This window comes from Variovorax paradoxus, from assembly GCF_029919115.1.
Classification (GTDB): Bacteria; Pseudomonadota; Gammaproteobacteria; order Burkholderiales; family Burkholderiaceae_C; genus Variovorax; species Variovorax paradoxus_O.
This window is the reverse complement of record NZ_CP123990.1, coordinates 3,912,405-3,937,524: the sequence shown is the minus strand read 5'-3', so window position 1 is coordinate 3,937,524 and position 25,120 is coordinate 3,912,405. Positions and strand designations below refer to the sequence as shown.

At 67.1% G+C, this 25,120-nt stretch carries 20 protein-coding genes; 10 read left to right on the top strand and 10 right to left on the bottom strand.

Annotated features, from left to right (window positions below; translation table 11 throughout):
* The first annotated feature begins 77 nt into the window (after positions 1-77).
* Positions 78-845: an SDR family oxidoreductase gene (locus QHG62_RS18955; RefSeq protein ID WP_281147080.1), complete on the top strand. Its 768-nt coding sequence runs from the start codon at positions 78-80 to the stop codon at positions 843-845.
* A gap of 32 nt (positions 846-877) precedes the next feature.
* Here QHG62_RS18955 and QHG62_RS18950 read toward each other — a convergent pair whose 3' ends face one another.
* The 5 genes from QHG62_RS18950 to QHG62_RS18930 form a co-directional block, all read right to left on the bottom strand.
* Entirely contained in the window at positions 878-1,843 is a 966-nt protein-coding gene (locus tag QHG62_RS18950) for an alpha-ketoacid dehydrogenase subunit beta (RefSeq protein WP_281147078.1), read from the bottom strand.
* Positions 1,834-2,868, bottom strand: coding sequence for a thiamine pyrophosphate-dependent dehydrogenase E1 component subunit alpha (locus QHG62_RS18945; protein ID WP_281147076.1), 1,035 nt, complete (start codon positions 2,866-2,868; stop codon positions 1,834-1,836). The genes QHG62_RS18950 and QHG62_RS18945 overlap by 10 nt, the downstream gene beginning before the upstream one ends.
* Before the next feature lie 74 nt (positions 2,869-2,942).
* On the bottom strand, positions 2,943-3,830 hold the full coding sequence (locus tag QHG62_RS18940) for a LysR family transcriptional regulator (protein WP_281147075.1): 888 nt from the start codon (positions 3,828-3,830) through the stop codon (positions 2,943-2,945).
* 68 nt (positions 3,831-3,898) lie between these two features.
* Positions 3,899-4,810 (bottom strand): amino acid ABC transporter substrate-binding protein, encoded by a 912-nt coding sequence (locus tag QHG62_RS18935; RefSeq protein WP_281147074.1) that lies wholly within the window; start codon positions 4,808-4,810, stop codon positions 3,899-3,901.
* Positions 4,811-4,823: 13 nt separating this feature from the next.
* The gene (locus QHG62_RS18930) at positions 4,824-5,264 is read right to left on the bottom strand and encodes a VOC family protein (protein WP_281147072.1); all 441 of its coding nucleotides are present in this window, start codon (positions 5,262-5,264) and stop codon (positions 4,824-4,826) included.
* A 250-nt stretch (positions 5,265-5,514) separates the two neighbouring features.
* On the opposite strand from QHG62_RS18930, the gene xylF reads away from it, so the two are divergent.
* From xylF to QHG62_RS18905, 5 genes are all read left to right on the top strand, one after another.
* Positions 5,515-6,537, top strand: coding sequence for a D-xylose ABC transporter substrate-binding protein (xylF, locus tag QHG62_RS18925; RefSeq protein WP_281147070.1), 1,023 nt, complete (start codon positions 5,515-5,517; stop codon positions 6,535-6,537).
* Positions 6,538-6,662: 125 nt separating this feature from the next.
* The gene (locus tag QHG62_RS18920; protein WP_157616300.1) at positions 6,663-7,853 is read left to right on the top strand and encodes a sugar ABC transporter permease; all 1,191 of its coding nucleotides are present in this window, start codon (positions 6,663-6,665) and stop codon (positions 7,851-7,853) included.
* A gap of 314 nt (positions 7,854-8,167) precedes the next feature.
* Positions 8,168-8,944 (top strand): ATP-binding cassette domain-containing protein, encoded by a 777-nt coding sequence (locus QHG62_RS18915; RefSeq protein ID WP_126748502.1) that lies wholly within the window; start codon positions 8,168-8,170, stop codon positions 8,942-8,944.
* A gap of 34 nt (positions 8,945-8,978) precedes the next feature.
* A complete protein-coding gene (locus QHG62_RS18910; RefSeq protein ID WP_281147066.1) occupies positions 8,979-10,139 on the top strand; it encodes an ROK family transcriptional regulator in 1,161 nt (386 codons plus the stop codon).
* Between the two features lie 140 nt (positions 10,140-10,279).
* Positions 10,280-12,742: a membrane-bound PQQ-dependent dehydrogenase, glucose/quinate/shikimate family gene (locus QHG62_RS18905; protein WP_281147065.1), complete on the top strand. Its 2,463-nt coding sequence runs from the start codon at positions 10,280-10,282 to the stop codon at positions 12,740-12,742.
* A 13-nt stretch (positions 12,743-12,755) separates the two neighbouring features.
* Here QHG62_RS18905 and QHG62_RS18900 read toward each other — a convergent pair whose 3' ends face one another.
* Positions 12,756-14,042, bottom strand: coding sequence for a helix-turn-helix domain-containing protein (locus QHG62_RS18900; RefSeq protein ID WP_281147064.1), 1,287 nt, complete (start codon positions 14,040-14,042; stop codon positions 12,756-12,758).
* A gap of 161 nt (positions 14,043-14,203) precedes the next feature.
* Here QHG62_RS18900 and QHG62_RS18895 point away from each other — a divergent pair, with 161 nt between their 5' ends.
* The gene (locus tag QHG62_RS18895; protein WP_281147063.1) at positions 14,204-16,324 is read left to right on the top strand and encodes a PQQ-dependent dehydrogenase, methanol/ethanol family; all 2,121 of its coding nucleotides are present in this window, start codon (positions 14,204-14,206) and stop codon (positions 16,322-16,324) included.
* A 21-nt stretch (positions 16,325-16,345) separates the two neighbouring features.
* Here QHG62_RS18895 and QHG62_RS18890 read toward each other — a convergent pair whose 3' ends face one another.
* The 3 genes from QHG62_RS18890 to QHG62_RS18880 form a co-directional block, all read right to left on the bottom strand.
* Entirely contained in the window at positions 16,346-18,769 is a 2,424-nt protein-coding gene (locus tag QHG62_RS18890; RefSeq protein ID WP_281147062.1) for a hypothetical protein, read from the bottom strand.
* On the bottom strand, positions 18,766-19,542 hold the full coding sequence (locus tag QHG62_RS18885) for a hypothetical protein (RefSeq protein ID WP_281147061.1): 777 nt from the start codon (positions 19,540-19,542) through the stop codon (positions 18,766-18,768). Before QHG62_RS18885 ends, QHG62_RS18890 begins: the two co-directional genes overlap by 4 nt.
* A gap of 107 nt (positions 19,543-19,649) precedes the next feature.
* A complete protein-coding gene (locus QHG62_RS18880; RefSeq protein WP_281147060.1) occupies positions 19,650-20,627 on the bottom strand; it encodes a tripartite tricarboxylate transporter substrate-binding protein in 978 nt (325 codons plus the stop codon).
* A gap of 208 nt (positions 20,628-20,835) precedes the next feature.
* On the opposite strand from QHG62_RS18880, the gene QHG62_RS18875 reads away from it, so the two are divergent.
* A complete protein-coding gene (locus QHG62_RS18875) occupies positions 20,836-22,026 on the top strand; it encodes a M48 family metalloprotease (RefSeq protein WP_281147059.1) in 1,191 nt (396 codons plus the stop codon).
* Positions 22,027-22,155: 129 nt separating this feature from the next.
* On the top strand, positions 22,156-22,725 hold the full coding sequence (locus QHG62_RS18870; RefSeq protein ID WP_281147058.1) for a type 1 glutamine amidotransferase domain-containing protein: 570 nt from the start codon (positions 22,156-22,158) through the stop codon (positions 22,723-22,725).
* A gap of 21 nt (positions 22,726-22,746) precedes the next feature.
* Here QHG62_RS18870 and QHG62_RS18865 read toward each other — a convergent pair whose 3' ends face one another.
* Positions 22,747-23,913, bottom strand: coding sequence for a citrate synthase (locus QHG62_RS18865; RefSeq protein ID WP_281147057.1), 1,167 nt, complete (start codon positions 23,911-23,913; stop codon positions 22,747-22,749).
* A gap of 74 nt (positions 23,914-23,987) precedes the next feature.
* On the opposite strand from QHG62_RS18865, the gene QHG62_RS18860 reads away from it, so the two are divergent.
* On the top strand, positions 23,988-25,106 hold the full coding sequence (locus QHG62_RS18860; protein ID WP_281147056.1) for a citrate synthase/methylcitrate synthase: 1,119 nt from the start codon (positions 23,988-23,990) through the stop codon (positions 25,104-25,106).
* Positions 25,107-25,120: the final 14 nt, after the last annotated feature.

The following is a 25,120-nucleotide window of genomic DNA, read 5'->3' as shown; positions in this document are numbered from 1 at the left end:
ACCAATTGATGGCTACCGGCAGGGTAATGAAATCCCGACACTGAAGGCCTTCCAGTCCACAACCCCCAGGAAACCACATGGCCTCCAACACTCCATCCACCCCTTCCCTCTCATTGGCCGGCAAGGTCGCTTTCGTCACCGGCGGTTCGCGCGGCATCGGCGCGGCCATCGTGCGGCGCTTGGTCCGCGACGGCGCCGCCGTGGCCTTCAGCTACGCCAGTTCAAGCACCCCGGCCGACGAGCTCGCGCGCAGCATCGAAGCCGAAGGCGGCCGCGCGCTGGCGTTGAAGATCGACAGCGCCGACGCAGCCGCGCTCACGGCCGGCATCGACGAAGCGGCCCGCACGCTCGGCAAGATCGACGTGCTGGTGAACAACGCCGGCGTGTTCCTCGGCGGAAGCCTCGACGACTTCTCGCTCGAAGATTTCGACAAGACGCTCGACATCAATGTGCGCGCCGTGTTTGTCGCGGCCAAGGCGGCCTCGCGCCACATGGGCGAAGGCGGCCGCATCATCAACATCGGCAGCACCAACGCCGAGCGCATGCCCTGGCCGGGCGGCAGTGCCTATGCCATGAGCAAGTCGGCGCTGAAGGGGCTGGTGCAGGGCCTCGCGCGAGACCTTGGTCCGCGCGGCATCACGGTCAACAACGTGCAGCCCGGTCCGGTCAACACCGACATGAACCCGGTCGACGGCCCGAACGCCGCCGCCATGCACGGGCTGATGGCGCTCGCCCGCCATGCGCATCCCGAAGAAATCGCAGGCATGGTGGCGTACCTGGCCAGCCCCGAGGCGGCCTTTGTGACAGGCGCGAGCCTGAACATCGACGGCGGCTTCGCGGCCTGAACGGCTGAACGGATGGGCCCCAGGGCCCGGCATCAGCCCATCAGCTTTTTCGCTGCGGCCACCACCGCCTCGGCGCCGACGCGCGATTGCGCCTCGAGCACCGGCGCATAGCCGACCGGAATGCGCGGGGCGCCGAGCCGCGCCACGCGGCATCCCGTGGCTTCGGCGGCGCTGGCCGCAATCTCGGCACCGAAGCCGGCCACCTGTACCGCCTCGTGCACCACCAGCAGCCGCTGCGTGCGCGCGCAAGAAGCGAGCACCGTCTCGCGGTCCCATGGCCAGAGCGTGCGCAGGTCGATCAGGTCGGCCTCGATGCCTTCGGCCGCGAGCGCATCGCAAGCGGCGGCGCATGCCTGCACCTGCTTGCTCCAGCTAACGATCGTGATCGCGTTGCCTTCGCGCACGCGCCGCGCCTTGCCAAGCGGCACGGCCATGTCTTCGTCCACATCGCCGCGCAGGCCCCACAGCGTCTTGTGCTCGATGTAGACCACCGGATCGCCGCACTGCAGCGCGGCGCGCAGCAGGCTGTAGTTGTCCTGCGGCGTCGAAGGGCTCACCACCACCACGCCCGGCAGGTGCGCAAACCACGCCTCGAGCGACTGCGAATGCTGCGCGGCCGAGGCGTCCCAGATGCCGCCCGGCAAGCGCGCCACCAGCGGCACCCGGCCCTGTCCGCCGAACATGAAGCGGTTCTTGGCAGCCTGGTTCACCAGCTCATCCATGCCGCACAGTGCAAAGTCGACCACGCGCATCTCGACCACCGGGCGCAGGCCTGCGAGCGCCATGCCCACGCCGGCACCCATGATCGCGGCCTCGCTGATCGGCGTGTCGATCACACGCTCGGCGCCGAAGGCCTGCTGCAGCCCCTTGTACTGGCCGAAGATGCCGCCGCGGCCCACGTCTTCGCCGAGCACCACCACGCGTGCATCGGCTTCCATCTCGCGCTGTACTGCGAGCACGGCGGCTTCGGAGTAGCTCAAATCCTTGTTCAGTGCCATTGGCCGGCTCCGATGGTCTGCACGTCGCTGAAAGCGGCGCTGGCGTCGGGCCAGGGTGCCGCATCGGCAATGGCCAGGGCGGTATCGACCTCGTCGCGGGCAGCGTTCTCGATGGCGTCGAGCGTGGCAGCGCTGACGCCGTGCGACAGCAGGTGCCCGCGTGCCCGTGCAATCGGATCGGTTTCGAGCGCAGCGGCGAGCTCGGCCGGATCGCGGTACGCCGCGAGATCCACCGAGACATGCCCTTTCACCCGGTAAGTCAGCGCATGCAGCAGGCGCGGCCCGCCGCCGTCGCGCACTTCGCGCACCAGCCGCCCGGCGGTTTCGTGCACCGAGAACACGTCGTTGCCATCGACCTGCGTGGCCGCAATGTCCATGGAGGCAGCACGCGCCGATGCACCCTCGCCCGCCGTCATCGGCCCGCTTGCGGTGGTCGCGCTCCAGCGGTTGTCCTCGCAGACGAAGAGCACCGGCAAGTCGTACACGCGTGCCCAGTTCAGCGCTTCGAGAAAGGGCCCGCGGTTGATTGCGCCGTCGCCAAAAAAGCAGACCGTGATGTCACCGTTTTTCTTGAGCACCTTTTGCGCATGTGCGGCGCCCACGGCAATCGGCAGGCCGGCCGCCACCACGCCGTTGGCGCCGAGCATGCCGACGGAAAAGTCCGCAATGTGCATCGAGCCGCCCTTGCCGCCGTTGAAGCCCGTGGCCTTGCCGAACAGCTCGCACATCATGCGGACCAGGTCAGCGCCCTTCGCCAGCGTGTGGCCGTGGCCACGGTGCGTGGAGGTGAGATAGTCGCTCACGCGCAGATGGGCGCACACGCCGGCCGGCACCGCCTCTTGGCCGGTTGAAAGATGCAGCGGCCCGCGCACCTTGGCGGAACCGGCGGCCTGCTGGCCATAGGCGCTCACGCCGCCCTGGCTGGCCGCTTCGGCGGCGTTCTCGAATGCCCGGATGCGCACCATGGTGCGGTACAGCGCCTTGCCGATGATTTCTGGCGTGGCGCCTGAATTGCTCGAATCCATTTTGTCTCCAGCGCCGGTGATGCGGGCGCATGGGAAAAAATGGTATCAAGCGTGACGAGCCTTCGGCACGGGGCTTACCCCCGACGCGTCTCGGTGGCCTCGGCCGCTTCTTGCAAGCAGTGCGCCAGCCGTCCCACGATGGGTGGACTGGCTCGCGGCTTTCGTTGGAGAAGGCCCACCTCCCTGTAGAACGTGAGCTCTCCGAGCGAGAGCACGCGAACGCTCGCAGGCAGCGGAAGGTGCGCCTCGACCAACGGCACCAGGGCAACGCCCAGCCCCTTGGATGTCATGTGGATGAGCCCGGGTATTTCGTCGAGCTCGATGGAATCGCTGACGACGATGCCTTCGCGGCGCAGGAACCGTTCCACCATGCGTCCGCCGAACGAAGCGCGGTCGTAGCGCAGGAACGGTTGCTCCTGGATGAGGGTGCGCCAGTCTTTGCCCGGCATTTTCTTGGGTGCAATGAGCACGTACGGCTCATGCACCAGCGATTGCCACGTCAGGTCCGGAAGAATGCCGAAGGGCGGCCTGATGATCACCGCCGCGTCGATGACACCGGCGTCCAGGTCGTCCATCAGCCGCATCGACACGCCGGGCGACACATGCACGCGAAGTTGCGGAAGCTCGCTGCGCAGGCTGGCAAGCGCACGCGCCAGCAGCGTCGACTGCGTCGAGGCAATGGCGCCGATCCGCAGCAGCCCGCCGTGGGCGGCGTCCTCTGGCAGCTCGCCGAGCTTTGCATAGAGCGCGCAGATTTCTTCCGCGCGTCCCAGCGTCGTCTCGCCCGCTGCATTCAACGTGGCCGACCGGCCGGTCCGGTCGAAGAGCTCGAAGCCCAGCGCCTCTTCGAGCCGCTTGATCTGGCTGCTGACGGCCGATTGCGTCAGGCCGATGCGCTCGCCCGCGGCGGCAAACGTGCCGTGCCGGCACACGGCAATGAAGGTTCTGAGCTCGTTGATCATGGCCCGAGCATCTCAAGAATCGATGCCCGGTTCAACGACTCATCGCTCGGAGCCATGCATCGGACCCGTCACCGCGCCTCGTACTCTTCCATCGGCTTGTCGGTCGGGTTCGCCCAGGCGGCCTTGGTCAATGCGCTCGCCGGCAGGCCAACCTTCGAGTTGTGGGGCGGAATAGGCTGCACAAACCACTTGTCGTAGATGCGCGCCGCCTCTCCGCTCCTGGCGAGCGACGTCACGCTCTGGTCGACGAGCTTCTTGAATGCCGCATCGCCCTTCGGAAGCATGATTGCAATCGGCTCCACGCTGAGCACCTGGTCGAGCAGCTTGTACTGCGCCGGCTCCCTGCTCTTGGAAATGAGCGTGGCAAGAATCTGGCCATCGGCCGCAAAGCCCTCCACGCGGCCCGATTCGAGCAGCAGGAAGCCCTCGCTGTTGTCCTTGGCCAGCACCTCCGCAATCTCGCCCGCACCCTCGCGCTTGAGCTTCCGCAGGATTTGCACAGACGTGGTGCCCGTTGTCGCGGCCACGGCCTTGCCGGTCAACTGGGCCGCAGAAGCAATGCCCGAGCTTGCCTTGACCGCTATGCGAACCCCTTCGACGTAGAGCGTGGGCGCAAACGCCACGTCTTTCTGCCGCGCCGTGTTGTTGGTGGTGGTGCCGCACTCGATGTCGACCGTTCCGTTCTGCACCAGGGCAATGCGGTTCTGCGGCGTGACCAGCTGGTACTTCACGCCGATCTTCTCGAGCTGCAGCGCCTTGCGGATGTCGGCGACGACACGCTCGCAGACTTCGACATGAAAGCCCGTGTAGCTGCCCGGACCGAGCGTGAAGGACATGGCGCCTGAAGCGTCCCGCACGCCCATGGTGATGGCGCCGGATTCCTTGATCTTCTTCAAGGTGTCGGTTTGCGCTGAAGCGTTCGCGGCCGAAAGCAGGAGAGCCGCAGCAACGGCGCTCGCGATGAGCAAAGGGGTTGTCACGGGCGCTTCCTTCTCACACGGCGAACAGCGAATCCAGATTCGCGAACGACTTCATCTCGATGGCGTTGCCCGAGGGGTCGAGAAAGAACATCGTCGCCTGTTCGCCCGGCTCGCCCTTGAAGCGGATGTAGGGCTCGATCACGAATTTCGTTTGCCGCGCGGCCAGCTTGTCGGCCATCGCCTGCCACTTGGCCATTGGAAGAATCGCGCCGAAATGGCGCACCGGCACGTCGTGCCCGTCTACCGCGCTGCTGGCCTTGTGGCCGCATTCGTCGGGTGCCAGGTGCGCCACGATCTGGTGGCCGTAGAAGTCGAAGTCGACCCATTCGGCCGCACTGCGGCCTTCGGGGCATCCGAGCAGGTCGCCATAGAACGCGCGCGCTTCGGCAATGTCGCGCACCGGAAAAGCCAGGTGAAAAGGAATTCTTTCGTGAGGAGCATTCATGACGGACATCGCGGCTGAAAGTTGATGGTGAGCAAACTTTAAGCAGCAAGCCTCATAACCGAAAACGATATATCTCGTTGCTGAGCATCGATTTCTTCAATGCTTTGCAGCTGTCCAGTGCCTTGCACTTTGAAACCAGGCTCATCGGGAATTCCCGGATGACCTTGGCCTAACACCAATGGGATAGTTAGTTCGCCCTTCAAACTAACTAATTTCTTACACGGCGTTTTCGCCGGGCACCACCACAGGAGAGACATCGATGCAACTCAAGCACACCCTGGCCGCCATGGCCTTCGGCCTCACCGCAGTGAGCGCACTGGCCCAGACCGTGGTCGGCGTGAGCTGGTCCAACTTCCAGGAAGAGCGCTGGAAGACGGACGAGGCCGCCATCAAGGCCCAGCTCGAGAAGCTCGGCGCCAAGTACATCAGCGCCGATGCAGGTGGTTCGCCTGAAAAGCAGCTGGGCGACATCGAGGGGCTGATGTCCAAGGGCGCCAAGGCGCTCATCGTGCTTGCAATGGACAAGGACGCGATCCTTCCCGCCATTACCAAGGCCACGCGCCAGAAGGTGCCCGTGGTGGCCTACGACCGGTTGATCGAAGCACCCGGCGTCTTCTACATCACCTTCGACAACGTCGAAGTGGGCCGCATGGAGGCGCGCGAGGTGTTCAAGGTCAAGCCCAAGGGCAACTACGTGATCATCAAGGGCTCTCCGAGCGACCCGAACGCCGACTTCCTGCGCGCGGGCCAGCAGGAGGTGCTGGACGCCGCCGTGAAGAAGGGCGACATCAAGATCGTGGGCGACGAATACACCGAAGGCTGGAAGCCCGAGGTCGCGCAAAAGAACATGGAGCAGATCCTCACCAAGAACGGCAACAAGGTCGATGCGGTGGTGGCGGCCAACGACGGCACGGCCGGCGGCGCGGTGGCCGCGCTCACGGCCAAGGGCCTGCGCGGCATTCCGGTGTCGGGCCAGGACGCCGACTTTGCGGCGCTCAACCGCATTGCGCTGGGCACTCAAACCGCCACCATCTTCAAGGACTCGCGCGAGCTTGGGCGCGAGGCTGCCAGCGCCGCCATTGCACTGTCGCAAGGCAAGCCGGTCGAAAAGGCCGCGCCATGGAATTCCGGGCCGAAGAAGATCTCGCTGTCGTCGCGCCTGCTCACGCCGGTGCCGGTCACGCGCGACAACCTCGACGTGGTCGTGAAGGCGGGCTGGATCAAGAAGGACGAGCTCTGCAAGGGCGTTCCGGCGGCCAGCGCGCCCGCGGCCTGCAAGTAGCAACGACAACAGCAACGGCAGCGAGCACAACCGCTCGCAATTGATCCGCGCCGCACTGCGCCGGCCGGCCCGCGGGCCCGGCCGGAGAGCTGGCGCGCATCCGTACCTTCGAGAGGGCAAAAAAAATGAGCAACCAAACACCAGGCTGGTGGCGGCGCACCGGCGTCGACCTGCGGCTGCTGTTGATGAGCGTGCTGCTGATCGCGATGGGCGTGGTCTTCAACGTGATGTCCGGCGGCGTGTTTCTTTCGCCCGAGAACCTCTACAACGTGGCGCAGCAGACGGCGGTGGTGGGCATCGTGTCGACGGTGATGGTGCTGGTCATCGTCGCGCGCCACATCGACCTCTCGGTGGGTTCGGTCATGGGCTTCGTCGGCGTGCTGATCGCCTACCTGCAATACACGTCCGGCTGGTCTTGGCCCACGGCCTGCCTCGCGGGGCTTGCGGTGGCGCTGCTGGTGTCCATCTACCAGGGCTGGCTCACGGCCATGCTGGGCGTACCCTCGTTCGTGGTCACGCTGGGCGGCCTGATGTCGTTTCGCGGCGCGGCCTTCCTGGTGGCCGACGGCAAGACACAGCCGGTGAACGACGAGTTCTTCCAGCGGCTCGGCGGCGGTTACGACGGCGGCATCGGCACCACGGCCACCTGGGCCATTGCGGCCTTCGTGGCACTGGTGCTGTTCGGCCGCATGCTGCAGAAGCGCCGCGCCCGCGCCCATCATGAAATGCCCAACGAGCCGCTGTGGATGGAGGTGCTGCTGACGGCAGTGCCCGCAGCCGTGGTGTTCGTCTTCGCGGCGGTCATGAACAACTATCAAATCGCCTCGAAGGACGCACCGCAGGGCCTGCCGATCCCGGTGCTGATCTGGGCCGTGGTGGCCATCGTGCTCTCGTTCATCGTTCACCGCACGCGTTTCGGCCGCTACGTTTTCGCGATGGGCGGCAACCCCGACGCGGCGGCGCTGGTGGGCATTCCGGTAAAGCGGGTCACGCTGATGCTGTTCGCGTTGCTTGCGGTGCTGGTCACGGTGGCGGCCATCGTGTCGATTGCACGCCTCAATGCCGGCACCAACTCGCTGGGCACCGGCATGGAGCTGTACGTGATCGCGGCGGCCGTCATCGGCGGCACCGCACTCGCGGGCGGCACCGGCTCCATCTTCGGCTCGGTGCTGGGCGCACTCATCATGCAGTCGCTCGACAGCGGCATGCTGCTGCTCGACGTGCCCATCGGCAAGCGCATGGTGATCATCGGGCAAGTGCTGATCGTGGCTGTTGTGTTCGACGTGCTGTATCGGCGCAAGTTCGGGGAGAACTAGATGAACGCGCGTTGTTCACGGTCTGGTTCGGGGCGCGCACCCGCCGACGGGGTACCTTTCTCCGCGAATGTCCTCCGGCCTGCGGCCTCCCCCTTTATTTCGCTGCGCAAGGCACCCCGCCAGCGGGTGCGTTGGGCAGAGCGGCGGTTGATCAGCGGTGCACCACGAGCGTGCCCCAGTGCACAGGGCATCGGGTACTCCCCGCAGCGAAATAAAGGAGGAGGGCGAAGCCCGGGGGACATTCGCGGAGGGGAGTACCCGGTGGCCTTTGCACACGCCCTGAACAACAACGTGCCCACAGCAACGGAAGCCAGATGACCACGCCAGACACCGCAAAACCTTTGGTCGAACTGCGCGAAATCCGCAAAGCCTTCGGCGGCGTAAAAGCCGTGGACGGTGTGAGCATCAACCTCCACCCCGGTGAAGTCGTCGCAGTGCTGGGCCACAACGGCGCAGGCAAGTCCACGCTCATGAAGATGCTCGCGGGCGCCTACCCCATCGATTCGGGCGACACGCTGATCGCGGGCGAGAAGGTCCACATCCGCACTCCCGCCGAGGCGCAGGCGCTGGGCATCGAAACCATCTACCAGACGCTGGCGCTGGCCGACAACCTCGACTCCGTGTCCAACCTCTTTCTCGGCCGGGAGAAGATGACGCGCTGGAACACGCTCGACGATCATTTCATGGAAGTGCAGGCGCGCAAGGTGTTCCAGCGCCTGAACAAGAACTTCACCAACATCCGCATTCCGGTGCGGCGCCTCTCCGGTGGACAGCGGCAGGTGGTGGCGATTTCGCGTGCGCTGTACTTCAACGCACGCATTCTCATCATGGACGAACCCTGTGCTGCCCTCGGCCCTGAAGAAACCGCCATGGTCGGCGGGCTCGTGAAGCAGCTCAAGGCCGACGGCGTCGGCATTTTCCTGATCACCCACGACATGCCCGATGTGTTCTCGCTCAGCGACCGCGTCGCCGTCATGAAGAACGGCAAGCTCGTGGGCACCTACCGCACCGCCGACGTTACCGAAGACGAAGTGCTCGGCATGATCATCGCCGGCAAGCGCCCCGAAGGAAAAGAGCAGGCGCACAGGTGAGCGCGGTGTCGGTTCTTGCGCCGGAGGCTGGTTCATGACCATCGGCGACCAGCAACTGCTCAAGCGAATGAACCGCAGCGCACTGCTGCGCCTGCTGCGCGCGCGGCCCGGCCTGTCGCGGGCGCGGCTGGCGGCGGAAAGCGGACTTACCAAATCGACCGTGAGCCTGCTCGTGCGCGAGCTGCTCGACGAGGGCTGGCTCAGCGAAGCGGGTGCCACCGTTGCCGACGGCTTGGGGCGGCCCTCCACGCCGCTGCAGATCAACGTCGGCGTGCGCGCATTGATGGGCGTGGAGATTGCCGTCGAAACGGTGCGCCTCGTCTGCGTCTCGCTGCAGGGCGAGGTGCTGCATGCCGACACGCAAGCGCTGGCCGACGGTACGCCCGCGGGCGTGTGCGCGCAGGTCGCGCGCATGGCCGCGGCGGCGCATGCGCAACTGAAGGGCCTGGGGCTGCGCCTGTCGAGCATTGGTGTCGGCGTGCCGGGCGCGGTGGACGATTGCACCGGCGTGGTCCGCTTCGCGCCCAACCTCGGCTGGCGCAATGTGAGCCTGCTGCCCGCGCTCGAAAAAGCCTTTGCCGCCGCGGGCCTGCCAGGCGTGACCGTGCAGCTGCAGAACGATGCCGATGCGGGCGCGCTCGGCGAGTATGAATTCTTCGGCAGCGAAGGCGGAGACCCGCTGATCTTCGTCAGCTGCGACGTGGGCGTGGGCGCCGGCGTGGTGCTGAACGACCGCCTGTTTACCGGCGCGCAAGGCATGGCCGGCGAGATCGGCCACACCATATTGCAGATCGACGGGCCGCTGTGCTCGTGCGGCAGAAGGGGCTGTGCCGAGGCCTTCTTCGGCTCGCATGCGCTGGAGCGCGAGGGGCCCGGCATGGCGCATGCGGCCGCTTTCCTGGGCGTGCTGCTGCAGAACCTGTGGGTGACTTTCGATCCGCGCGCCATCGTGCTCGGCGGCAAGTCGTGCACCAACCATCCCGGCCTGCTGCAGGCGGCCTTCGAGGTGGTCAAGCGCCAGGCCGATGCGGCCGGCATGCCCGCGCCCGACCTGCGCCTGGCGCGCTACGGCGAGCTTGCGGCCGCCGTGGGGGCTGCGGCGCTGGCGCTGCATGAATACCTGAGGCCGCTGCAGCCCGATGCGCGCACGCGCCGAGCCCGCGCCGCACGCGAAGACCGAGTACCTTCGAACTAAAAGACTCTCTTCAAAGCGGCAATGCCCCCGGCATTGCACGGCCACATGCGCAAACCGCCTACGCACGCCGCCGCGGCCTTGGCCTAGGTTCTGAGCTTCGCAGTCTCCAGGAACCGGGGAACAACAAGGAGCTTCGTGCCATGCCTGACGCCGCCGCGCGCCTACGCGCGCCTTCTTCCGCGCTGCTGACCGTTACCGCCATCGTCATCGGCCTTGCGGGCCTGGCGTTGGGTGCGGCGGGCGCATGGCTCGTCATGCTCGGAGGCTCGTGGTACTACGTGGCCGCGGGACTCGGACTCATCGTTGCCGCGGTGCTGATGACTCGCGGCGGCGGGGCGGGGCTGTGGGTCTATGCGCTTGTGGTGGCTTTCACGTTGGCTTGGGCCTTGTGGGAGGTGGGCTTCGACTGGTGGCCGCTGGCGGCGCGCGGCGATGTGTTCTTCGTGATCGGCGTGTTCCTGCTCACGCCATGGGTGGCGCGCGCGCTCGTGCGCCGCAATGCCGCCGGCGTGGCACCCGCGCGCGGTTTCCTGGGGGTGGTGCTGGTGGCCTTCCTGTTGGCCGCGGTGGTCTCGTGGACCCGCGACCCGACGCGTGTGGAAGGCACCATGCCCGCACCCACGGCACCTGTGGCCGCCGCCGCCACGCCCGCCAGCCCGCCGCCGCCCAAGCAAGACTGGACTGCCTACGGCGGCAACGGCATGGGTCAGCGCTATTCGGCACTCGACCAGATCACCCCGGCCAATGTCGGCCAGCTTCAGGAGGCTTGGCACTTTCGCACCGGCGACGTGCGCGGCCAGAGCGGCGATCCCGAGGAGACGACCTTCGAGGTCACGCCGTTGAAGATCGGCGAGCGGCTTTTTCTTTGCACGCCTCACCAATCGGTGGTGGCGCTGAACGCGACCACCGGCGAACAGCTGTGGCGCTACACGCCGGAGATTCGCCGCCCACTCGCATTGCAGCACCTGACCTGCCGCGGCCTTTCGTATGACCCGGGCAGTGCGGTGCGGCCCGCGGCTGCTTCCACCGCCACCCCGGCGCCCGCTGCGCCCGCACCCGCACCCGCACCCACCGGTGGCGATTGCGACGCCAAGCTCTTCATGCCCACTGCGGACGGCCGCATCCTCGCGCTCAACCCCGAAAGCGGCAAGCCGTGCATGCGCTTCGGCGGGGGCACCGGGCAGATCGATCTCTGGAAGAACATGCCCAACGTGAAGCCCGGCTCCTACTACTCCACCTCTCCGGTGGTCGTGACGCGCTCGCTCATCATCGTCGGCGGCACCGTGCTGGACAACGTCTCGACCAAGGAAACCTCGGGCGTGATCCGCGCCTTCGACATCGACACCGGCGCGCTGGTGTGGAACTGGGATTCGGGCAACCCCGACGACACCGCGCCCATTGCGGCCGACCGCACGTACACCGCAAACTCGCCGAACAGCTGGTCGATCTCCAGCGTCGACGAGGCGCTGGGCATGGTCTACGTGCCCATCGGCAACCAGCCGCCCGACCAGTGGGGCGGCAAGCGCACCGAAGGCGCCGAGCGCTACTCGTCTTCCGTGGTGGCGCTCGACCTTGCCAGCGGCCGCGTGCGCTGGAGCTTCCAGACCGTGCACCACGACCTGTGGGACTACGACGTTCCATCGCAGCCCAGCCTCATCGACTTGCGTGTGGGCAACGAGACGGTGCCCGCGCTGGTGCAGCCCACCAAGCAGGGCGAGCTGTTCGTGCTCGACCGGCGCGACGGCAAGCCGGTGGTGAACGTGCATGAGCGGCCCGCACCGCAGGGCGCGGCCGAAGGCGATCACACCTCGCTCACGCAGCCGGTGTCGGACCTGTCGTTCGATCCGCCCGCGCTCACGCCGGCCGACATGTGGGGCGGCACCGTGTTCGACCAGCTCGCGTGCCGCATCGCGTTCCACCGGCTGCGCTACGAGGGCCGCTACACGCCGCCATCGACCGAGGGCTCGCTCATCTACCCGGGCAATTTCGGCGTGTTCAACTGGGGCAGCGTCGCGGTCGATCCGCAGCGGCAAATGGCTTTCACCACGCCGGCCTCTCTGGCCTTCGTGTCCAAGCTCATTCCGCGCAAGGACGACACCTCGCTCTATGTGCAGGGCAAGGACCGGCCCAACGACAGCCTGCCCGCGCTCAACGAGAACTTCGGTGCGCCGTTTGCGGTTCAGCTCAGCGCCTTTACCTCGGTGCTGGGCCTGCCGTGCCAGGCGCCGCCCTGGGGCCATGTGGCGGGAGCCGACCTTCGCACCGGCAGGGTGGTGTGGAAGCACAAGAACGGCACCGTGCGCGACAGTTCGCCGTTGCCGCTGCCCTTTGCGATGGGCGTGCCCAGCCTCGGCGGGCCGGTCATGACGGCCGGTGGCGTAGCCTTCCTGTCGGGCACGCTCGACTACTACGTGCGCGGCTACGACGTTGCGAACGGCAAGGAACTCTGGCGCAGCCGCCTGCCTGCCGGCGGGCAGGCCACACCCATGACGTACACCGGCAGCGATGGGCGCCAGTACGTGGTGGTGGTTGCCGGCGGCCACGGCTCACTCGGCACGCGCACGGGCGACCATGTGATCGCCTACGCATTGCCCAAGCGCTGACTGACGAACTGCCTCAGCCCGCTGCCGGGAGCGGCGCGCCTTTGCCGTCTTCCTCGCGCCAGCCGCGCAGCCGCCGGTACAGCGTGCCGCGCGACACGCCAAGCTGGCGGGCTGCCTGCGACACATTGCCGCCCTGTGCCACAAGCGCCTCTTCGATCAGCTTGCGGCTGTACTCGCGCAGCGTTTCACCATGCGGCGCTTCAGCCTGCATGAGATTGGACGCGACGGGTTCAGAGACGCCTTCTGCTGCAGCCGCCTTCATGGCCGTGGCTGGCTCGATGGGCAGCACCTGCAGGGTTTCGCCGGGCATTGCCACTGCATGCCTGAAGTCCGCGCCGTCCGCTGCCTTCAGCCGCGCCTGCACCCACACGCCCAGGCCGCTCGCCAGGCGGATTGGCTGGGCCGCTTCGCGCCGCCCCAGCCGCAGCAGGCTTGCCAGGTCGTGGCCCAGCATCGACTCGACATCGCGTTCACCGGCATCTTCGGGCAGGCGGCCGATCAGCCGCGCGCCGGCCCCGTTGAGCCAGGCAATGGTGCCGTCCGGCGCCACGCCGGCCAGCGCTTCCATTGGCGTGCCCAGCAGCGTGAGGCTGGCCTGGAAGCGCAAGATCAGGTGGTCGCGCGATTGCGCCTGCAGCAGCCGGTTCTCGATGATGGTCGCGTACAGCCCGACCATCGATGCGGCGTCGAAGCCGAAGCGCCGCGCTTCCATCGTGATGTCGAGCACACCGGCCAGCCGGCCCGTCACGTCGCGGATCGGCGCCGCGGCGCATTGCATCTGCGACAGCACATCGAAGTAGTGCTCCGCGCCATCGACGGTGCAGGCCTGCCCGGTGGTCGCCACGATGCCCGGCGCCGTGGTGCCGACGATGCGCTCCGAAATGTTCACGCCCACGCGCGCCGTCTTGCGCAGCACCGGCTGGTGCGCGGCGGCGGGCTGCTGCGTGACATGCACCACCACGCCTTCGCCGTCGGTCAGGATCACGCGGCAATCGGTGCCCGCAAGGGCGCTTTCCATGCTCGCGAGTTCTTGCCGCGCCACTTCGAGCAGTTCGCGGTTGCGCGCCAGAGTGGCGTGCAGCCGGCTGGGCGTGACCGCATCGAAGGGCACGATGCGCTGCCTGTCGCTGTGCGTGCGGGTGCAGCGCAGCCACGACTGGATCACCGCTTCGCCCACCAGCCCCGAGGGGCGCACGCCTTCCTCGAAGAACTGCTGCCGCGCAAGCGCCACGCGCTGCGCCGGCGTGGTTGAAAAGAGTTGGCGCGGCGCATTGGCCTTGCCCAGCCTTTCGAAAGCCATGCTGCTCGCTGCTCCTCGAAGTCGGGAAATCGGGGGGGACGAAGGGGAATTGCTGACCCCTGCGAATGTGTTCCGCAATGGAACAGCGCCGGACTGGGGAAATCCCGAGGGTGAACGCGAGCGCCGTGCCAACGATCCTTGCGGCACAAAGGAGACTCACGATGAAAAAGATCCACTCCGGCTGGCTTCTGCTTGCCGGTGCATTGCTGGGCATGGGCGCGCCGACGGCCCTCGCGCAGGGTTCCGCAGCCCCGCAGGACCGCGCGGGCGCCGCCATCAAGCGGGTGAACGGCGATTTCATCCGTGCCAACGCGGCGCAAAGGAAAACGCCCGACTGGCCCAGCTACGGCCTCGACTACGCCGAGTCGCGCTTCAGCAAGCTCGACCAGGTGAACGCCGGCAACGTGAAGCAGCTCGGCCTGGTGTGGTCGTACAACCTGGAGTCCACGCGCGGCGTGGAAGCCACGCCGCTGGTGGTGGACGGCGTCATGTACGTCACGGCTTCGTGGAGCGTGGTGCACGCCATCGATACGCGCACCGGCCAGAAGCTCTGGACCTTCGATCCGCAGGTCGACAAGTCGAAAGGCTTCAGGGGCTGCTGCGACGTGGTGAACCGCGGCGTTGCGCTGTACGAGGGCAAGGTCTACGTGGCCGCCTACGACGGACGGCTCATCGCGCTCGATGCGGCCACGGGCCAGAAGGTCTGGGAAAAGAACACCATCGAAGGGCAGAAGGGCTCCTACACCATCACCGGTGCGCCGCGCGTCTTCAAGGGCAAGGTCATCATCGGCAACGGGGGCGCCGAGTACGGCGTGCGCGGCTATGTCACGGCCTACGATGCGGCAACGGGCGAGCAGAAGTGGCGCTGGTTCACCGTGCCGGGCGATCCGTCCAAGCCCTTCGAGGACGAGTCGATGGCGCGCGCGGCCAAGACCTGGGATCCCAGCGGCAAATACTGGGAGGCCGGCGGCGGCGGCACCGCGTGGGACACCTTCGCGTTCGATCCCGAGCTCAACCTGATGTATGTGGGCACCGGCAACGGCTCGCCCTGGGCGCACAGCAAGCGCAGCCCCAAGGGCGGAGACAACCTGTACCTCAGCTCGGTGGTGGCCCTCAACCCCGACACCGGCAAGTACGTGTGGCACTACCAGGAGACGCCCGGCGACAACTGGGACTACACCTCGACCCAGCCGATGATCCTGGCCAACATCCAGATCGGCGGCAAGCCGCGCAAGGTGATCCTGCATGCACCGAAGAACGGCTTCTTCTTTGTCATCGACCGCACCAACGGCAAGTTCATTTCGGCCAGGAATTTTGTCGAGGTGAACTGGGCCACGGGCTACGACACCAACGGCCGCCCGATCGAGATTGCCGCCGCGCGCCAGAACGAGAAGCCCGGCGACAGCATTCCAGGGCCGTTCGGCGCGCACAACTGGCACCCGATGTCGTTCAACCCGCAGACCGGCCTTGCCTACGTGCCCGCGCAGCACGTGCCGCTCAACCTGATGGACGACAAGGACTGGAAGTTCGACCAGAACGCCCCCGGCCGCCCGCACGCGGCGCTGGGCTGGAACACCGCCATGTTCGCCAATGCCGAGCCGCCCAAGAGCAAGCCCTTCGGCCGCTTGGTGGCGTGGGACCCGGTGGCGCAGAAGGAAGCCTGGGGCGTCGACTACGCCTCGCCCTGGAACGGCGGCACGCTCACCACCGCGGGCAACCTGGTGTTCCAGGGCACGGCGGACGGGCGCCTGTTGGCCTACAACGCCAGGACCGGCGAGAAGCTCTGGGAAACGCCCACTGGCACCGGCGTGGTCGCTGCGCCGTCGACGTACATGGTCGACGGCAAGCAGTACGTGTCGGTTGCGGTGGGCTGGGGCGGCGTGTACGGGCTTGCGCAGCGCGCCACCGAAAAGCAGGGCCCGGGCACGGTGTACACCTTTGCGGTGGGCGGCACCGCCAAGATGCCCGACTTCGTGCAGTACCGCATGAGCAAGCTGGTCGAAGGCGTGAAGTACGACCCCGCCAAGGTGCAGGCCGGCACCATGCTCTACGTGAGCAACTGCGTGTTCTGCCACGGCGTGCCGGGTGTGGACCGCGGCGGCAACATTCCGAACCTGGGCTACATGGACGCGGCGTACATCGAGAACCTCGACAAGTTCATCCTCAAGGGCCCGGCCATGGCGCGCGGCATGCCCGACTTCACGGGCAAGCTGTCGGGCGACGACATCGAGAGCATCAAGGCGTTCATCCAGGGCACGGCCGACGCAATCCGGCCCAAGTAGCGCAACAGCAGCAGCACTGCCTCAGCGGCCGCCGTACCAATAGAGGGTGCCGGCCGCCCAACTGGTTCTTGGATAGTTGGCGTGCAAGGCCTTCAGTCCTTTGCGCGACCAGTCGCCAACTGTCTTGTCCTGGCAGGTATAGCGCGCCATCTTCACCGAAACCGAGAGCGCCTGCGGCACCAGCGGATCGCTCCGGTTGCGCTGCATGAGCGCGAGGCTTTCCTGTGTGAAGTAGACCGAATCGGCCGGCATGGTGCGCAGCTTTTTCACCAGCCTGGCCTGCTGCTCGCGCTCGTCCTCCGGCAAGAACGCGGGCGGCTCCAGATCCGCGGCATTGGCGGCCTCGGCGCCGAGCGGGCGGCACCATTTGCCGTAGCTGTTGATGGCGGGGCTCAAGTCGTCGCCCGCCTCGCGCCCGGGCAACAGCGGTGCGGGCCGCACGCTCCAGCCGGCGCCGGGCCAGTGCGGAGAGGCGAGCACTTCGGTGGTGCTGGCCATGCGTTCGAGCAGCAGTCTTTTCCATGCGGCAGCGTCGGTGTCCGGCAGCGCGGCCGAGCGGCGCAGCCCGGCAATCGGGTCGGCGCCCTTGGCAGGCGGCCGCGGCGCCGATGCAACGCGCAGGCCAGCCGCGCTGCGCGCCAGTGCGTAGTCTTCGGCCAGCACTGCGCGCGTCCACGCGGTTTCCAGCAGCGTGTCTCGAAGCGCTGGCGAAAGGCCCGCGTCGGAGGCCAGGCGAAGCCACATCGGCAACGGTGCGCGCAGGTTGAGAAAGCGGATCACGTCGTCGTCGAACGCAGTGGCCAGCGGCGGGCGGCCTGTGTCCGGCGCCGCCGCCCGCGCCTCCATGGCTTCGGGGTCGCGGCGTGCGACCACAGGGCGGATGGCCAGGCGGCGCCACTCTTCTTCCGAAGCGGCCGTGGGCAGCAGCAGCGCCTTCACGAGGTTCTGCCCCGAGAGGCTGTGCGCGATGAGCGGTGAATCGGCCGCACCGGCGATGACGGAGCGGGCCTCCGGGTAGCGGCCCTGCGCGAACAGGCGCTGCGCGCGCAGCTGTGTGGCCGCGAAGCGCGCGGGATGGTTCTCGGGCACGGCGGCCAGCGCGGCTTGCAGTTCTATTTCCCGCGCGTCGCCCGGCGTGGCCGCAGGCGAAGAAGGCACCAGGCTTGCCGCGGCCATCAGCCAGGCCATGTCGCGGGTGCGCCGGTACTTGTCCCAGCTCACGGTTTCGCGCCATTTGCCCGACGGCGCGCTGCCGTCGCCGTGGCTTTCGAAATTGCGCACCGCGCTGAGCCACTGCACAAGATCGGAGCGGTGCGCCGGTCCGATGTATGAGCAGCCCATGAACGCGCAGTTGCGGAACTCGTGGTTCAGCAACAGCAGCCTTGCGGCTGCCACGTCGGGCGGGCCCATGGCTGCAAGTCCATCTGCCAGGCGCTGCACGCGCGTGCCGGGCGTGAGATAGCGAATGCGAAGCGCTTCGGCAAGCCGGTGCACCGACGGATGCAGCGCCTGCAGCCGCGGGTTCTTCAGCAGCGGCTGCGCAATGGCATCGACTTCACGCGTGAGCTCGGCCTGCTGCTTCAAGGCTTCGTGGCTCTCCGCTCCCGCGGCGTCGCGCTCCGATGCAGGGGGCTCACCGCCAGGGTGCCTTCGCGCCAGAACGCGCAGCCGCATGTAGGCCGAGAGGTCGCGCCACACGCTGGTCTTGTCGGCCGCAATGTCCGCGAATGCCGCGTCGGCGCCGTCGAGGTCGCCCGCATAGAAGCGCTGCGCGGCCATCTGGTAGGCGTTGTCGGCCTTGAGCCACGCGGGTGCGCTGGGGGGCAGCGCGGGCGCGGTGGCGGCCTTCTCGTCGCAAGTGCCGAACACCGCATCTTGCGTTTGCAGCCAATGCAGCACGTGGGGCACCGCGCTCTTGTCGGCGGCCGCGCGTTCCATGCGCTGGGCCAGCGTCCTGGCGGCATTGCGGAAGGCATCGCCGTAGAAGCAGTTGGGGCTGGCCTGCAGGCTTTCGGCGTTCCATTGCGGCTGCTGCTGCGATGGCGCGGTCGCTGCATCGGAGGCCGGGAGCGGATGCCCCAGCCTGGCGTAGGCATTGGTGCGTGCCTTCTGCCATTCGGCCCAGCCCTTGTCGGTCTCGTCCATGCCGCCGTCTTCGCGCGGCAGCTTTTCGAGCAGCTCCGAAAAAACGCGCACCGCCTCGGGTGAAAAGGCCTGGCCGTGCAGGCGCCAATACCAGAGCACCTGGTAGGGCATGAGGTAGCTGGTGTAGTAGCCCGCGGGACGCTCGACGAATTCGCGCACCGGTTGATCGGGCCGGTTCGTCGCGAAGAACAGGTCTTCGGGTTCGTAGCCGCCGCTGGCGTGCGCCGCAACGCCGCTGAGCAGGCCCGCCAAGGCGAGCAGCCCCACGCCGATGCGCATCGTGTTTATGGAGAAAGTCATCCTGGCGTGTTCCTCATTGCCTTGATTGGTCTTGTGGAGGTGTCGCTGATCCGTTCGAAGTCTTCGCGCTTCCACGTGCCGGCATGAAACACGTAGCGCCGGCGCAGGCCATTCAGCGTGGGCCAGCTTTCGCCAAGCAGCAGGCCCGCCGCGCCCCTGCAAGCCGGCACTGCGGCCGAGCCGCTTGCAGCAAGCCGCTGGTTGATTCGCGCGGATTCCGCGCCCATGCGAAAGTACATCGGCACCACTTCGTCGAGAAGTTCGGCCGGCAGCCACGGATCGCCCATGCACCACGAGGCAAGCGCCGTGGCCGAGAGCCGCACGCTGCCGCGCAGCGGTTGCAAGCGCCGCAGCAGTGCAACGTAGGCGCCGCGCTGGCTGCGGCGGGCCTCGAAGTCGAGCTGAACCCACCCTGAGCGGTTGTGCCTGGCGGCATGTTCAACGGCGGCGGCAATCGCGCCCTGCTGCGCCTCGTTGACCGGTGAGGGCGCGAGGTTGTCGAACGCGACGTGCACCACCGGAACCGCAGTGACGCCCGGTGCAAGGCGCAGCGGCCATTGGCGCCAAGTGGTGCGGCTGTGCTCGCCGCTCAGCTGCACGGTGGCGTGCAGGTAGGCCACGCCGAAGCCTTCGGGCAGCGAATCGAAGCGCTGCGGCCGGTCCCACATCCAGAGCAGCGTCTCGGGCTCTTGCGGCGCCTGCGAAAGCGCAGCGCCGCCATGCGTCAGGAGGGCAAGAAAAGCCAGCACCGGCAGCGTGCCGTGAAAACGCATGAAAGAGGTCGCGCGAGGCGGAAGAAAGTCCGGCGAGCATAACGAAAAAAGCCGCCTGGCCCTTGCGGGCTCAGGCGGCCTTTCGGCTGCTTTGTTGCGGATACGGATCAGTCGGCGTACACGCCGGCGGCCTTGATGATCGGGCCCCACTTGGCGATTTCAGCCGATACGAACTTCTTGTGCTCGGCCGGCTCCACGCGCTTGTCGGTGGTGATCACCGCGCCAAGGCCTTCCTGGCGCTTGATGAAGCCCGGGTCCTTCATGGCGGCCTTGATGGCTTCGTTGAGCTTCTTCAGCACCGGCGCAGGCGTGCCCTTGGGCGCGTACACGCCGTGCCAGATGGTCACTTCGAAGTCCTTCAGGCCCGATTCGGCGAGCGTGGGCAGGTCTTTCAGGGCCGCCGGCGTGGTCAGGCGCTTGGACGTGGTCACGGCGTAGGCCTTGACCTTCTTGGCTTCGATCTGCGACGTGGTGTTGGTGGTCTGGTCGCACAAGAGGTCGATCTGGCCACCCAGCAGGTCGGCAATGGCCGGTGCGGTGCCCTTGTAGGGAACCGGCGTCATCTCGGTCTTGAGGGCGCTCTGGAACAGCAGGCCGCACAGGTGCGAGGCTGCGCCCAGGCCGGCATTGCCGAGGTTGATCTTGCCCTTGTTGGCCGCGATCCAGCCCGTCAGTTCCTTGTAGTTGTTGGCCGGCAGGCCCGGCTTGCCGATGAGCGTCATCGGCACTTCATTGACCATGCCGAGGTATTCGAAGTCGTTTTCGACATTGAACGGCAGCTTGCGGTACAGCGCCGGCATCGTCGACATGGCGATGTGGTTCAGCAGCAGCGTGTAGCCGTCCGGTGCGGCGCGGGCCACCTTGGCGGTGCCGATGGAGCTGCCGGCGCCGGCGGTGTTGTCGACCACGATGGTCGCGCCAAGGGTCTTCTGCAGGGATTCGGCCAGGTCGCGGGCCACCCGGTCGGTGGGGCCGCCGGCCGTGAACGGCACCACGATGGTGACGGTCTTGCCTGCGGGGAAATCCTGGGCATGGACGCCGAGGGCGGCAGCGGCAAGCGCCGTGAGTGCAAGCAGTTTCTTCATGGTGTCTCCCGAGACGGTGAAATTGAAAATGGCCGCGATCATAAGGGCTGACCGCGACCTGACGACTAGCGAATAGCCCTTAGGGCGGGCCCGAAATAAATGGTTTCCTGGGGCATGATTCGGCCTCGCATATCGCGCCTGAGGGGGCGCGAAAAAACAAACCACAACACCGGCGGCCTCCGGAGGCCGCATCGAGGAGGAAATTCCAATGGATCCATGGGTTTATCCGCGCGAGCGCTGGCTCGGCAACATCACGCTCGGCCTGGGCCTGCTCGTCTGGGCGGCACTGGTGCTCGGCACCTTCGGCATTGCGCTCATCTACGTGCTGCTCGGTTTCATCGGCTATGTGTTCGCACAGTCGGCCGTCATTGCCTGGATCAAGGGCACCGCCGTCAAGCTTTCGCCCACCCAGCTGCCAGAACTGCATGCACGCTTCCAGGCCTGCTGCGGCTACCTCGGCATCGAAGAGCCGCCCGAGGCCTACCTGCTGCACGGCGACGGCATCTTCAATGCCTTTGCCACGCGCTTCTTCGGCCGCAACTTCGTCGTGCTGCTGTCCGACGTGGTCGACGCCATGGAAGCCCAGCCCGACGGCATCAACTTCTACATCGGCCACGAGCTCGGCCACATCCGGCGCGGCCACCTCACGGGCCACATCTGGCGCGCGCCGGTGCTCTGGATTCCGCTGCTCGGCGCAGCCTATTCACGGGCACAGGAATACACCTGCGACCTGCACGGCGCCGCCTGCTGCGAGCAGGCCGACTCCGCGCCTCGGGCGCTCGTGGCCCTGGCTGCCGGCGCGCAGCAATGGCGCAATGTCGACCTGCAGCGCTATGCCAACCAATCGGCTGGCAACAGCGGCTTCTGGGCTTCGTTCCATGAACTGATCGCCGGTTATCCGTGGCTCACCAAACGGGTGGCGCGCACCATCGATCCGGCCGCCAAGCTGCCGAGCCGCAATCCGCTGGCCTATGTGCTCGCGATCTTCGTGCCCTACACCGGCCGCGCCGGCGGCGGCGCGCTGGGCTTGCTGGTGGTGGTGGCCATCATTGGCGTGCTGGCCGCGGTGGCACTGCCGGCCTACAAGGAGTACGAGTCGCGCGCGGCCGTCTCGCAGGCCTGGTCCGAGGCGGCACCGGTGCGCGAAGCACTGGGCAACTACTACAAGGAGAAGCAGGAGATTCCCGAATCCCTTGAAGCCGCCGGCGCGCCAGCGGCCTTGCCCAATGGTTCGGCCCTCACGCTCGACACCGACACCATGGTGGTCGACGTGGAGCTCCCCAAGGCAAAGGGCACGCTGCGCATGGAGCCTTCGGCTACCGAAGACGGCATTGCCTGGAACTGCGTGGCCGGTGACGACCTCTCGCAAAAGGCCTTGCCGGTTTCTTGCCGCAAATAAGTCAACGCGATCAAAGCGTAAGAGAAGTTTTCCGCCTGTCGAACTGTCCGACAGGCGGACCCGACCGGTGCCGATGCACGCCGCGAGGGTGGGCTTTAGGGTGAACTCTTGTCTAAGGAGACTTCACCCATGCCCGTTATTTCATCTTCACTCGACGGAATGAAGGTTGCCATTCTCGTGTCGGACGGCTTCGAGCAGGCCGAGATGACCGAGCCGCGCAAGGCGCTCGACGCCGCCGGCGCGCAGACGCAAATCGTTTCGCCGCTCGACGGCAGCGTGCGCGGCTGGAAGCACCTCGACCCGGCCGACACCTTCGAAGTCGACGTGCCGCTGAAGAACGCCAACGCGGATGACTTCGATGCGCTGCTCTTGCCTGGCGGCGTCGTCAACCCCGATACGCTGCGCATCAACCAGAAGGCCGTGGCCTTCGTGCGCGCCTTCGTCGAAGCAGGCAAACCCATTGCCGCGATCTGCCACGGCCCCTGGACGCTCATCGACGCAGGCGGCGTCGAGGGCCGCAAGATGACGTCATGGCCTTCGCTGCGCGCCGACCTGCAGAACGCCGGCGCAAAGTGGATCGACCAGGAAGTGGTGGTCGACCAGAACCTGGTCACGAGCCGCAAGCCCGACGACCTGCCGGCATTCAACCGGGAGATGACGACGCTGTTCGAACTCGCGCATGAAGACGCCATTCATTGACGCGAGCAGCAACGGTGCCCTTCACCGCGTGAGCGCAGGCCCCGTGTAGCGCGCACGCGGCCGTATCAGTTGCCCCGTGGCCTGCTGCTCGAGCACGTGGGCCGTCCAGCCGACCGCGCGCGCGAGCGCGAAGAGCGTCAATGGTGCGTCGGGCGGCAGCTTGTGCACGGCGGCCAGCGCGGCCAGTGCGAAGTCGATGTTCACTGCTTCGCCCAGCAGTCTTTCGCCCGTGGCTCGTAAATCCGCGAACACGGGCGGTAGTTCGATGCCTGCGAGCAGCGCCGCGGAGCGTGCATCGCCTTGCGGATACAGCGGATGGCCGAAAGCCGCCAGCGCGCGATCGTGCGCAAGCCATTCGCGCACCGCGGCATCGCCGCCCGATGCGGCGGCGCTGCGCACGAGCGCTTGAACCGCCGCCGCGGCACCGCCATGCAAAGGGCCTGTCAGCGTCGACAGCCCTGAAAGCAGGCACGCGGCCATCGAAGCGCCGGTCGACGCCGTCACCCGCGCGGCGAAGGTCGATGCATTGAGCTCGTGGTCGGCCATGAGCACCAGTGCCCGGCGCAATGCATCGGCCGCCTTCGGACGGCGCCATGCTGCGGCGAGGCGTGCATGCAAGGGCAGGACGGCGGAAGGAGACGGGCCGAGCAATGCATCGGCAAGCGTGCCGATCACCTCTGCCGCTTCGGCCTGCAGCACTGCGCGCGAACGGCCTCGCGAGGGCGGATCGATTGCGGCGCGTCCTGCGAGTGCGAGCAAGCCGGCCTGCAGGGGGGTTGCCTGCTTTGTGCTGTGCACTCGGGTCGAAGCTGTGCACGCAAAGCGCGGCGGTGCGCTCTCCCACAGGAGCCCCGCCACCTCTTCGAGCGTTGCGTGTTCCGCCAGCAGGCAGGCGTCCTGCCCGCGATACCAGAGCCGCCCGTCAGCCACCGTGGACACGGCGGAGGTCAACACCGGTTCGCCCCATTGAATGGCTTCGCTCGCCACCGCCTCGCTACTGCGCCGCCCGCGCGTGCGAGCCGCGGTGCGCTGCACGTCGTCGCGGTGGTAAAGGCTGCGGCGCGGGTCTGCCGCGTCGGGCTTGGCGCGAATGCGGCCGCGGCTCACGCTGGCGTAGAGCGTTTGCGGCCGCACCTGCATCAGTTCGAGCGCCTGTGCGGCGGAAAGCCAGAGCGGAGGCTTGGTCATGTTGACGGAATAAATCAAGATTGACGTCAATATTAGCGCCGACAGAATGAAGCCATCTCATCAAGGAGCATGAAATGAACGACGAAGATGGCGGCCTCGAAGGCGTGGTGGCCGCGCGCACCGTGTTGTCCGAAGTGGATGGCGCCGCCGGCCGGCTGGTGATCCGCGGCCATGAGCTCGGCGAGATTGCGCAGCACTGGCGCTATGAAGACGCCGTCGCGCTGCTGTTCGAGGGCTTCTTCGACAAGCTCCCCGACGCGGCCGCTTTGCGCAGCGGCCTGGGCCGTGCGCGGCGCGAAGCCTTCGAGCGGCTGCAAGCCAACGACGACGCCATGCTGCGCAAGCTGCCGCCCATCGAAGCGGTTCGGGCGCTGATGGCGCGACTGCCCGACGGCGACGACCTGGACACCGCGCTTCGGCTGGTGGCGGCACCTGCGGTCTACACCGCAGCGGTGATGCGCTGGCGGCTGGGCGTGCAGGCGCTCGCGCCCGACGAAACACTGCCGCAGGCTGGCGACATGCTTCGCATGCTGCACGGCCGCGCACCCACCGCGGCGCAGGTTGCCGCCCTCGACACCTACCTGGTCACCGTTTGCGACCACGGCTTGAATGCGTCGACCTTTGCCGCACGCGTGGTGGCCTCGACCGGTGCAGGGCTTGCGTCGGCGGTGCTCGCCGGGATCAGCGCGCTCAAGGGTCCGTTGCATGGCGGTGCGCCCGGGCCGGTGCTCGATGCGCTCGATGCCATCGGAACCGCGGCCAACGCGCGCGCATGGCTCGAAGAGGCTGTGGCGGGTGGCCAGCGGTTGATGGGCTTTGGCCACCGCATCTACCGCGTGCGCGATCCGCGCGCCGATGCGCTCAAGGGGGCGCTGCGCCGGCTGGGCGCCGAGGGCAGCGTCAATGCCGCGCGCTTCGAACTGGCAGAGGCCGCCGAGAAAGCCGCGCTGGCCATCCTGCGCGAGAAGAAACCCGATCGCGCACTGGAAACCAATGTGGAGTTCTATACCGCGCTGCTGCTCGAAGCCCTGGGTTTTGGCCGCGAGAGCTTCACTTGCGTGTTCGCAGCCGGGCGCGTGAGTGGATGGATCGCGCATGCGCGCGAGCAGGTGAAGAAGGGGCGGCTGATACGGCCGCAATCGGTGTACGTGGGCCCCACGCCCGAAGACGCCGAGGCCGCACTCGCGCACTGAGCACGCCTGTGCTG